The organism is Streptomyces sp. bgisy159 (genome assembly GCF_057707805.1).
The window spans coordinates 136,461-148,546 of record NZ_JBYIQX010000009.1 but is presented as its reverse complement, the minus strand read 5'-3'; the positions used below and the strand labels follow the sequence as shown (position 1 = coordinate 148,546).

Annotated in this window: 3 protein-coding genes; all 3 read right to left on the bottom strand. The window is 66.0% G+C overall.

Translation table 11 applies throughout. The features are described 5' to 3' along the window. Nucleotides 1-17 precede the first annotated feature (17 nt). Nucleotides 18-7,073: a polymorphic toxin-type HINT domain-containing protein gene (locus AC3ET3_RS12110; RefSeq protein WP_435612095.1), complete on the bottom strand. Its 7,056-nt coding sequence runs from the start codon at nt 7,071-7,073 to the stop codon at nt 18-20. Between the two features lie 118 nt (nt 7,074-7,191). Further along, nucleotides 7,192-10,803 carry a LamG-like jellyroll fold domain-containing protein gene (locus AC3ET3_RS12105; RefSeq protein WP_435612094.1) on the bottom strand — a complete coding sequence of 1,204 codons (3,612 nt, stop codon included), beginning with the start codon at nt 10,801-10,803 and terminating at the stop codon, nt 7,192-7,194. A gap of 602 nt (nt 10,804-11,405) precedes the next feature. Beyond that, nucleotides 11,406-11,957 carry a PIN domain-containing protein gene (locus AC3ET3_RS12100; RefSeq protein WP_435612093.1) on the bottom strand — a complete coding sequence of 184 codons (552 nt, stop codon included), beginning with the start codon at nt 11,955-11,957 and terminating at the stop codon, nt 11,406-11,408. Nucleotides 11,958-12,086: the final 129 nt, after the last annotated feature.

Genomic DNA, 12,086 nt, shown 5'->3' with positions numbered 1-12,086 from the left:
CTACCCCGTCCACAAACTCAATCTATGTAGGGACGAATTCTACCGAACGAACCCCAGTCAGGTTCCGGCACTGGGAATTCAACGAGAGAACCGCCCTTACCTGGCCGATAGAACTTGATACTGTCCCACGAACGTCCGCCATGAACCACAGACCTTGCAATCATACCCATCTCGATATCTGTGGCATACGGGTGCCCTGCGGTAAGCCCGTCCCTCGCAGCGTCAGCGAAAGACCCAACTCCCTTCATGTTCACGTGAAGAGTATTTTTGGTATCCCTGATCGCTGCCTCCACCGGCCCTTGCCAGCCTTCCACTTTCCCGAAGTGCTTGTAGCCCTGCTTTTCGGCCCACTCGTAGGTGCCTTCAGCCTTCTGACCCAACGCAACGTTGCAATTGTGAACGAGTATTGGAGTCTGTCCAGCCAGCACATAGTACGCATGGATGTCCTCGATGGTGAGATCATGCGTGCGCTGGCGCTTGGTGTAGTGGCTGACTGCAGTGATCTGGACATGGGTCCCAGTGCTGGTGCGGAGCATCTGGCCAACTTGGAGGTCCCCTGCCTCTACCCATTCCTTCAGGTCGGGAACCCAGAAGGGGTGGGTATCAGTTGCCACGATGCTGGAATAGTCGCCGCCCACGGACAGGACAATCTCGGTGAAGTCCTTGTCATCTTCAGTAGTGATCGTCTCAGCTACGCGCCTTTCAGTGGTCTCACCTGTCTCCGTGTCCGTGGTGACGACCACATCACCGACTTCGACGTCTTCGATAGCCTTTTGCGTTCCGTCTGCAAGGAGGACATCGGTCCCCGGAAGGAAACTGTGCCGGCACCCGCCGAGGATCGTTGAGGCCAGGTTTCCTACGATTTTTGCTTCCATGAGTGCGTAGAAGCTGCCGCCCCAAGCGGCGCCCCAGGCGGCCCCCTCGCCCTGGTCTGCGAGTTGACCTGAAGCGCTGTGATCAGCTTCGTCGTCCAGGTAGTTACCTACTGCACTGCTAGCTGCCCCAGCAACTCCACTGCATCCAGCCGCTACAGCGAACCCCGCACCACCCGACAGCGCCCCTGTGCCTCCGGCGACGCTATAACAGACCGTACCTACAACGAATTCGGTTCCGAACTGAACCAATTCTCTATGATCAGATGCCCATTCCTTGGTGTCCTGCAGTGCCTCACCTACGCCACACCATGTGTGCCAACTGCAATCATTGCCGCCGTCGTCGCCGGTATCGCCGGTACTCTCATCAGCTGTACCTCCGCCGCTTCCGGTGCTGCCCCCGATCTGGGTTCCGACAGTCGTGGCGGCAGGGGCGTCGCCACCACTGCTGTCGATCCAGCCGCCACTATCGCCCGGGAAGATCTTCCGGCCATCGGGGTCGGAGTAAGTGACAGGGCTATTCGCCGCGTAGCTGTAGCCGTTCAGGGTCTGGGCGTTGGTGGCGTCCAGGACAGGGTCGACGCTGATGAACTGGCCGATAGTGGGGTCGTACTCGCGGGCGCCGATGTGAGTCAGGCCAGTCGTGGTATCGCGGGTCTTGCCGAGGAAGCCCTTGTCATCGGGCCAGGGGCCGTAGAGGGGCTTGCCACGGTCGGCGCCGAAGGGGGTGGTGTAGCGCTTGGTGAAGGTCTGGTTGGTGTCCGGGGTGAGCGCCAGGCTGGAGGTGCCGTGGTGGTCACCGGACAGGTAAGTGAGCTTTTCGGTGCCTGATTCGTTGGAGCGGACTGCTGCCGTGACGCCGCCGGCCGCGTAGTAGCGCTGAGCCCAGGTGGTGCCGTCGGCGCGGAGGTGGAGTTCGGTGGCGCCCGCGTACAGGATGCGTTCGCCGTTCTCGGTGGCGCGGATCAGCAGGGCGCCGGTGGCGTCGTAGACGTAGTCGGTGGACTTCCCGTTCTCCGTGACCTTGCTCAGCTGACCCTCGTCGGACCAGAGCAGGTCCTGGCCGGCGGCGGGGCCAGGGCGCTTGATGGTGTTGCCGATGGCGTCGTAGGAGTAGCTGCGCTGCGGGGTGGTGCAGTCCGTGCCCGTCGTGGTGCCGGTCAGGGTGTGCGGCTGGGCGGGCTTGGTGTAGCAGTACGTTGTCTTCGTGTCGCCGTCGCTCTTGTGAACCGTTTCGCTGGTGCGCTGGCCGGCGGTGTTGTACGTGTAGCTGTTCCAGTACGGGGCCGGGCCCGAAAGGGCGGAAGCGCTGCGGGTGTCGGCGCAACCCTGGGAAGTGGGCGTCCAGGCCTCGGTCAGACGCTGGTGGCCGTCGTAGGCGAAGCACTGGGTGTCCGGTGAACTGCCGCCGCCGAGCGTCGTCGGGTCGCTGATCGCGGTGACGTTGCCGGTCTGGTCATAGGTGTAGTTCAGGTCCTGCAGCATGTACGGGTGGGTCTGGTCCGTGACATTGCTGCGGGTGAGGCGATCCGTGCCCTCCTCATAGCGGTTGGTGACGTAGAAGTTCTTGTTCTCGGAGCCACCGGTGCCCAGCGTGAGCTGGAGAGGCTGGGCGAGGGCCGAGTAGGCCACGGCTCTGAGGTAGCCGGTCGAGCCTGTGATAGCGGTCAGGTCGCCCAGACCGTCGTAGGCGAAGCTGATGATCTCCGAACTCAGGCCGCCCATCGCGGGCTCGCTGCTGTACTGCAGCGTGCCGTCGAGGTTGTAGTACGAGGTGTATGTCAGCGCCGACGGTGCGCCTGCCTTCACGAACGCTTCGCTGCCGGGCAGTTCGAGCTTCGAGGCGGTGGGGCGGTTGAGTTTGTCGTAGGCGGTGACGGTCTGCGTGTAGGCATCGCCCGTCCTACCTCCCACGTAGCGGGTGGAGGACGTCGGCAGACCTTTGAAGACCGTGTCGTACGTGTAACCGGTGAGCTGGTTGGCGTCCGTCATCGAACCGGACCATGTGCCGGTGACACGGCTCAGCTCGTCGTACGCGCTGAGGACGGAAGCGCCGCGCGCGTCTGTGGTCTTTGTGACACGGTCCAGGACGTCGTACTGGAGGGTCGTGTTGCCCTTGTCCGGATCCGACATGCTGGTCTGGCGACCGAACAGGTCGTAGACGTAGGACCAGGTGGCCCCGTCGGGGCCGTTGATCGTCTTCGGCTTACCGTCCGGGGTGTATTTGAACTTCGTCGACGTGTACGAGGCCCCGGGGCCTGTGCCGTAGGCGGCATCGGCGGGCGTCGTGCTCGCGTAGGCGCGCGTCTCCGTCGTCCGGCCGCGTACGTCCGTGATCGTGCGCTGGGCCGATCCGCCCTCCAGGGCGGTCGTGGCGACGGAGTCGCCCGTATAGCTCGTGGTGGTCGACCACTTCTTCACGCCGTAGACGTACAGGGTGCTTTGCGTCGCGCGTCCAGCGCCGTCGAACACCGTCTCCGACTGCTTGGGAGCGCCGCCGTACTCGGCCCGCGCGTAGGTTCCGTTGGGGGTGCTCGTTGTGTCGAAGATGTCCGCGTACGTCTGGTACGCCAGGCCGCGCGTGTCGTAGCGGGTGTCCGTCAGGAGCCGACCACCCTCCGGAGTCGGCGACTGGGTCTGCAGCGGGCGCAGCAGCGCGTCATAGAGGGTGTAGCTCGTGTTGTAGGTCTTGCCGTCCCTCTTCAGCGTCGATGTCGACACCCAGGACGGCTCGGGGCTGCCGAGGTGGTAGTCGAAGGTCACGCTGGCCGCGTCGCCACCGCCACGGACGCGGTTGGCCTGCCACACGGCAGTGATGCGTCCGAGCGCGTCATAGGTCGTCTCGGTCTTGTTGTTGTTCGGGTCGTAGGTGCGCAGGGCCAGGCTGCGACGCGGGTCCAGGTAGGTGATGGTCCGGTGCCCTGTGGTGGCGGATCCGACGGGAGGTGCGGTGACGGTCGTTCTCGTCAATGGTCCCGCGTCGGCCGGCACGTAGGCCGTGGTGCTGGTGCCGCCGTCGGCGTTCGTGACGCTCACCGGGCGGCCAAGGGTGTCGTAGGTGGTGGTGGCCGTGGTCTGCCAGCCCGTGGGCAGGCGTTCTCCGCCCAAGTCCGCGGTGGCGGCGTAGCCGGTGGCGCGGCCGGTCCAGGTGGGCTGGCCCTTCGTCGGCTTCTGGGTGGCGGACCAGCTGCTGGCGCCTGGGGTGTCATAGACGGTGGCGCTGTCCGCGAGCACGTCGCCGCGCGTTGCGTATGTCGCCGGCAGGTTCAATGAAGCGTCTGCGGTCGCGCAGGTGCGTGCGACGGTGCGGATTCGGGAGACCAAGCTGATCAGGCCGACGTCGGTGTTGCGGGCGTACCACGTCCGGGTACAGGTCTCATCGCCGTTCTTGTCGGCATCCCCCAGGTCCTCGACCGTGGTGGGCATGCCGTAGGCGTCGAAGGTCGTGGCTGACTGCCGCGAACGCCATGTGTTCGATGCCGTCAGATAGGTGTAGCCATATGTCTTCTGGGTGCGGACGTAGCGGGCCACGTGATCACCGGCACCGGGTGGGCTCTGGCGAGCCGTCTCCTGCGACCACGGGTCGTTCGCCGTCGCCGCGAGGGCGGTGGTGCCGTTGTACGTGACCTGCTCGCGCAGCTGTCCCGCGTAGGGGGCACTGTCGGTGATCGAGGCCACGGTCAGCCCCGGTACGGACAGCGGGGCGACGGAGACCGACTTCGTGGTCCCGTCCGTCTTCTTGTCGCCGTGCATGCCCTGCATGTACAGGGAAACCGTCTTGGAACGTGTCCTGCCGGTTGCACCCGTCCAAGCGGTGACCTGGCGGTAGCCCCGCCAGTCCGACCACGTGCGCTCGTCAGCCGGGGCGAACGGGTCGTCGTTGTAGTGCCACGCCGCACCGCTGTACTCGTAGGCGTGCTGCACCGCCTCGTTGTTCGCCGCCGGATCGAAGACGCCTACAGACAACACCCGGTACTTGTGGAACCAGTCGATCGAGGCGTTCTCGGCACCGTTGATGTTCCAGAACTGCGGGTAGCACGAACGCGTGTTGGTGTCCGGGGCCGCGTCCAGGACCTCGCTGCGCACGCACTCCTCACCCGACAGCGTCACTCGTGTGATGGCTCCCGTCTCAGACGTCACCGTCGAGATGCGAGGCCGGGTCAGCGGCAGGATGTCGTCCGTCGCGTCCACCCGGTTGGGGCGAAGCTGGTAGGTGAACGAGATGGGGTTGAGCCCGATCGCCGTGTCACCGGCCTTGCCGGTCCGCTTCAGCGACTTCAGCGTGAGCACCTGGTCGCTGCTGTCGCCGATGTCCCCACCGTCGAGGTACTCCTGGGTCAGTTCCCAGGAGTCCACCGGGTCGTAGGTGGCCGTGGTGGCTTTGTACGAGAAGGTGTCGATGCCGGTCAGACGCTTGAGGATGAAGAACGACGGACCGGCCGCGTAGCACTCGGTGTCGCCGCTGGCGCAGATGGCGTCGTAGGGAACGTCAGGCCAGTCCTCGGCGGTCTCCTTGGTCGGGCCGCCGGAGCAGTCCGAGGCTGTGCAGCGATCGGCGTAGCGGAAGGTGACCTTCGCGTCCGCCTTGTCGGTGAACAGGACGCCGGCCCGCAGACCGTACTCGACGCGGTTGAGGAAACCACCCCGGGTGTAAGCGGCGTTGGCGGTCGTCGCCTTGTTCTTCTTGTAGTAGTTGGTCTTCTTCGTGTACCAGTACGTGGCCGCGTTGCCCCGGGTGTCCTCGACATAGTCGAGATTCCAGCGCCAAGCTTGCGTCAGCGCCCGGTCGGCGAACGTGCTGCCTGCGGAATAGCCCGGCTCGCCCGAGTCATCGCCGAACACGGGGACTGTCCACACCGAGTTGGTGCGCTGCGTGTCCGCGCCGTCCAGTTTGTTCTTGCCGAACACGTACTTGGTACCGTCTCCTGTGGTGACGGTCCAGTACTCGCCGTTGTCGTCCTCGTTGTCCGCGCCTGTGGACCGGGTGACCTTGGAGGCGTCGTCGTCCTCCAGGCGCCACGCGCCGCTGTTCTTGTCCTTGACCAGCCGGGTGGATTTGCCGTTCAGCACCAGACGCGCGTTGTCGTACTTCCAGCACTGGTCGAAGACGTCAGTGTGGCCGTCGTCGTCGCAGGAGCCGTAGGCGCGCTCGATGTAGGACTCGGTGAGCGCGAAGCCCTCACCGACCGTCGTGCCCTGGTTGTTGGTCGTCGCGGTACGGCCGTCCACGCTGCCGGAGTCGTACGACAGCGACAGCGACGGCGCGGGACCCGCCGCTGCGGGCGGCATCGTGAAACCGTACGACCAGGTGAAGGAGCCCGAGCTGCCACCCGACTGCCACGCCGAGGACTCCGACAGCGGTGTGGCCGAGAAGTCCCCCGCCCCCTTGGGAGACTCCCCCGAGCCGGAGGACGTGGCGGTGACGGCCAGGACTGTGGCGGTCGAGGAGCCGCTGTCGGCGGCCCGCAGGAGCTGGGGCGACGCGCCGGACGCAGACTCGGCGAGGCTGACCTGTGCGGAGACCGACTGGCGTTCGATGTCGTTCTGCGAGTTCAGGGGCGTCTGTTTACGGCATTCAGGCTTCTGCGGTGTCGTGAGTACACAGGCGGGCAGTCGCACCAGGTGCAGCCGCTGAGACCAGCCACCGCCGATGGCCGAGGCGAAACTGCTGTAGTCGACACTCACTTCGGCAGCACCTGGCGTGGCTGCCTCAGCGGTGAGCAGCACCCCAGTGATACCGGCCTTGTCGGCAGCCTTCTGGTCCAGGACGGTCACCCGTGCGGAGCCGCCCGCAGCGGCTGTGCCGGCCTTGGCAGGAGCCATCGTGACAGGGACACCCGCCAGGGCTGCCCTGCCCGCCTTTCCGCCGGCCAGGTTGACGGCCGCTGCCCCCGGCTTCGGCCAGACGGCCTTCCGCTCCGACTCGGCGCGTCGGGCCTGCTCCGCGTTGGCCTTCTGCTCCCGTGCCACCTGTTCGCGGGCCTTCTTCGCGCCCGGCCCGTCGAACTCCTTGACCTTGCTCACACGGGACTCGGGCACTTCGGGCCGACCGAGAGCACTGGGCCCTCCGGCAGCCTCGGCCGCCTGGGCCACGCCTACCGGAACGACGAGGGCCAAGGCCAATGACTGCACCAGCAGCCGACCCGTGCGCCGCCGATGGCGTCTACCGCGCACCTTTGAGGTGCCTATGCCAAAGACCATTGCTCTCGTCCCACCCAGTCCCGTTTCAAGAAGTTTCGGCAAGTCGCTCGCGCGGCACCGCGTGCACCGCGCCTCAAGGTGAGGTCAACCCGCTCGGGCTGACGTCACCACCTGCTCGTCAGTCGCCTGCGGTCTCTGCGACCTGGTTCGCACTGGCCATGGCGCCAGCCCATACACGCACCTCAGCGATGCGTCCGTAGTACTGCCGGGTGCCGCTGTCAAAGCCCTTGCCGACGATGAAGTCACCCGATCCGACCTTCGCCGTGTATGCCTGGGCATCTTGGTTTCGGTTGATCCCGAGATAGAGGCTGATGGTGGCTGCCTGGGCGTCGAACACACCGGTCAGCCGGGTCATTCCGTTCGGCAGCGGCGTTCGAGCCGACACCACCGACGAGGACGTCCCGTCGGCGTTCAACCGCCCGAAATGCCACTTGCCGTACGGGACCAGACGCTCATCGCCGACAGCGTCATCGAACTCGCTCACCAAGTCGGTCAGTTCGAACCATATGTTCCACGCGGAACCGTCCGCGGCCTTCTGGCCCAGCACTTGTCCCGTGTAGCCGACGCCCTTGCCGGCCAGCGTGTCCGCATTCACGGAAGCCAGCGTGGTGACCGTGAAGGACCCGGTGTCGTCCACGATCGGCCCTGCCGCAGTGGCGGCCTCACCCGCGCCGTCCAGCAGGATCGTCTCACCGTCCAGCGAGGCCCCGCCGGTCAGGGTCAGCGACCTGCCGTAGCCGGCCGTGTCCTGGATGGTGCCACCGATGCTCTGGCTTGCTTGCCAGTCCGCGACCAGTTCCACGCTGTTGAAACCGTCACTGATCGCGAGCCGGGCCTCGTCGGCGATCTCAGCTTCGCTCAGGGCCCGCTGCCAGGCCGCAACCTCGTCGATCGAGCCCGGGAAGTAGTCGACGTAGCTGCCGTGCCACACTACGCGTCCGATCTGCAGCGGCCCGGCCGCCTGCCAGGAAGGCTCTACCGAGTCACTGCCCTGCAGCTTGCCGTTCACGTACAGCCGGATCTGCTTGGCCGGAGCGTCGTACACGGCTGCCAGATGTGTCCACACGCCGGGTGTCGCCGGCTGCTTGGCCACCACAGTCTGGTCGACGATATTGCCACTGCTGTCGTCCCTTGGCGACGTACGCAACGACCAGGTCCCCAGCGCGCTCTGGTAGGAGAGGTAGAAACCGCTGTAGAAGTCGCCGTCCTGTCCAAGCACCGTGCGGTTCCCGGTGGCACCAGGATTGATCATGGCCCACGCGGACACCGTGTACGAGGCCCGTGTGTCAACGACCTGACCCTCGGCCGACGCGTATGCGCTGCTGCCGTTCAGGGACAGGCCCTTGTCCGCGATCGGGCTCTCCGGACTTGAGCCGTCCTGCTTAAGCTCTCCCCGGCGACCTCGGTCATCAGGCGTCGCATCACCCGCGAGGGTCGCGTTGTACTGCGGGACTCCGTCACCGGCTGCGGAGTCGACGGCCGCGCCCGTCTCCTGATCGATTTTCTCGAACTGCCAGCGGCCCACCGGACCAGCCCCCGGTGCGACCAGGAATTGGATCTGGTTGAACGTTCCCGTGCGTCCGGCGCCTATGTTGTCCACGCCCCGCGCTCGCAGGATGTACGTCCCCGAACGGTCAATGGGCACCGTGACCGTCGAGCCGCTGGACACAAGCCCGGTGGACCAGTCGCCGGTGAGAAGGGTGTACTCGTAGGACACCACAGTGCTGTCCTCCGCCGTGTTCGGCGACAACGTGAACGTCACCGGGGTTCCAGGACCGCCCTGCGCCGCGCAGGTGGTACCGCACTCGCTGTACGGACTCTTGAGCGTGATCTGTGGTGGCTTGGGCGCCTGTGAGTCCACCCGGAAGTAACAGAACCCGTCCGACACCTCACTGCTGAGGTAGCTGGATCCATTGTTGTAGTACGACCATGTCCAGGCGTGATAGCGATACAGCTTGCCGTCGGTGAGATTCGACCACTTCAGGCTGACCAACTGGTCGTCCTTGGCGGGAGTGGGCGTAGGTGCCAACGAACCGTTGCCCGCAGGCGTGTCCGTCCAGGTGCCGTCGGGGTTCTGGTGGTCCAGGTCGAAATAGACACGCAGCTGGGCGTTGGCCTCGCCACCCGGCTGAGTCTGGGCCACCGCCCGCAACAGGGGTGCGGGGTCGGACACAATCGCGGGCTTCGAGGCGTCCTTCATGCACGAGGTGCCCGTTCCGGTGGCCAGTCCCAGCCCAGTCGGCTTGGCCGGCAGGCCGACGAAGGTCACCGCCAGTACCGCGTCGTTCTTGAACCGCTTCCACGCCGAGGTGTCCGACTCGTCGTGCGCACGGACTTCCAGTGTCAGCCGCGAGAACTTCCCCTGCGCGAAGGCCTGCACGGTCGGAGTGAGGTTCTCGTTCGTCTCTTCCGGGTTGTCGTGGAACTCGATCGGCGCGTCCGGCGCGTCCGGGTCGCACAGCGAACCCCGGCCGGCCGAGACGTACCGGTCCACCATCCAGTCAAGCTCGGTGGGCCGCGTCGACCACGTCGTGGAGGAAGAGATGTTGTTCGTCCGGACCAGATCCACCCATCGCGGAGCGCACTGGAACGCCCACGGCTCCGTCACCCGGAACGTGGCATCAAGCACCTTCTTGCCGGCCAGCTTCGCCGGAGAGAACTCGAAGTACAGCTTCTGCACATACCCGGGGCCGCAGTAATAGCCGTTCCAGGTACCGCACTTGCCCGCACCCTTACCCTGACCGTCGTCGCCGTTGCTCCAGCCGTAGGACTCGTAACCGTCGCTGCGCAGGAGAGTGCGCTCCGAGGAACCCCAGGTCACCGGTGGGTCGATGAAGAGAGGGAATGCCGATGCCTCGGTCTGCGTCAGCATCTCCGGGGCGGGAACCACCGAGAGCGAGTCCTCGGTGACTTGTACGTCCATTCGGGCAACCTTGTCGCCCTGGCCGGGTTCCAGGCCCGAGCCCGAGGGTGCCGTCTCCGACGGGTCGGACGGCTCGGCGGCGGTCGCGCCCGACGTCTCGAGCCTCGCCAGCTGCGTCTGCGTCCCGGTCGGCTCATCCGCACCCGCCGAGTCCCACATCCGCGCGGGCGGCGCCCTGAACACCGTACCGCCGTTCCCGTCGACGGCCGTGAGGTTGCCCGACACTCCCTTGTGTATCTTCAGGCCGTCGCTCTTCATCCCGAACGTCAGCTTCTTCAACTGGTCGTTCGTTGCCGCCTCGGGCGTCTTGACCACGAAGACCTGTTGGAGGCTCTCCGGCGTCGTCGTCACTTTCAGGTCAACGCCCGGGAGCACCTCGGGGTACAGGGCGTTCGGGCCGTCCAACTGCGGTGCAGGAAGTGCGCCGGGCCACTGCAGCTCCAGCGAGCGGCCTTCATCCTCGATCACTGCCAGCGGGCTCTTGTCGCCGCCCGACGAGAGGGCGATCCGTACGGCCGCCGCCTTCGGACCCACCGAACCGTCGGAGCGTCTCTCCAGCGTCGCGTCCGGCGCCTGCCATCCGCCGTCCGGTGTGCCCACCCGCACGGGGACGGCCGACTCTTCCAATGTGAAGGTGTCACCATCGGGGTTGGCGTAGACCGTCGAGCGTTCAGAGCGCTCCCCCAGTACCTCAACCCGCTGGCCGGTCTCCTTGGCCTTCGCCAGCGCCTGTTGAGCCTCGGACAAGGGGGCGGGATCTGATGTGGGAACGGCCGCGGATGCCTGCTGAGCAGGCAGCACCAACATCCCCAGCACAACAGCGAACGCAGCGGCCGTAGCGGCGGCGCCTCTAGGTCTCCGGCGTCCAGGACGACCTGCCGCGTTTGTACCCACCTGCACCGATACCCGCCCCCGAAATCACAAGATCTTCAAAAAGTGGCCACATTCAAGGTGCAACCTCACGGTGCGTCAAGGGAGATTCACGGTAGGCAGTGGTTATAAGTCGACACCAAAGGTTCAAATGGGGCGGCATCCAAACGATCAAATTCGGTCAGGGTTCGATGACGACGTGATTGCGCCGTCTGATGCAGTCAACCCTGGGCCGGAGGCTCTCGGCAGCACGCTGCAGATCGCACTGGCAGGTCAGAGGGGAGGCGGCCACTGTCGGTGGGGCGATTGACAGCAATACGGGGTAGTCGATTCCAAGCCAACGATGAGGCAGCGGATCGGTCCCAACACCAGCTCAGCGCCCCGACGCGACCCAGCAGGCCCAAGTACGCGCCTTCATGGCACGGGGCAGCCCCCGCCGAGGGAGGTCGCCTCGGGCGAGGGCTGTTGAACTGCGCCAACTTGAACCAGTGCGCAGCGGACATCGAGGAGGCGGGGTCCCCGACGGCCCGCACCGACGGTCAGGGCTGACCGATATCCACGGCCCACACGCCCGTGCCGTCATCGGCCTCTGGTCTCGCGGTCAGGATCTGCCCCTCCACGCCATCCGACGCGGCGGCGCATACCGCGTGCACGCACGGCCACTTCATCCACGCCGCCGCCAACTGTTCGACCGCGGCGGCACCCGCGAAGTCGAGCGGCAGGAACTCCAGGCCGGGCAGGGCGCCGGCATACGCGGCCACGCCGGGGTGCTCCAGGCCTGCGGCGACGAGGCACAGGGCGGGGACGCGCGCGCTGGACCGGATCTCGGCCTCCACGACGGCCAGGCCGGAGACCAGTCGGTGTCCGCGGCATAGGGCCAGGACCGCCGTGTGATCGAGAGTGACCATGTACGGGCCCAGTCGACCGGTGTCGATCGCGGCCCGCCACTCCCACGCTTCGCGGACGTCGTCGTCGGTGAACTCCTCCCGCAGGTGGGCACGGACGTAGGCCATCGCCTTGGCCGTGTCTTCGGCCTGCTCGGCCCCGGTGGGGGCGGCGACGACTCGTTCGGCGTAGGCACGCCTGCTCATGCCGCGTTCTTCCGCCAGCACGCGGAGGCGATCCCTTGTCGATTCACTGATCTTGAGCGTGGTGTCAGCCGTAGAGGAAGAACACTCCTGAACACCGGCAGACGGCGGCTCCTCGCCCGGCCGCGCTCA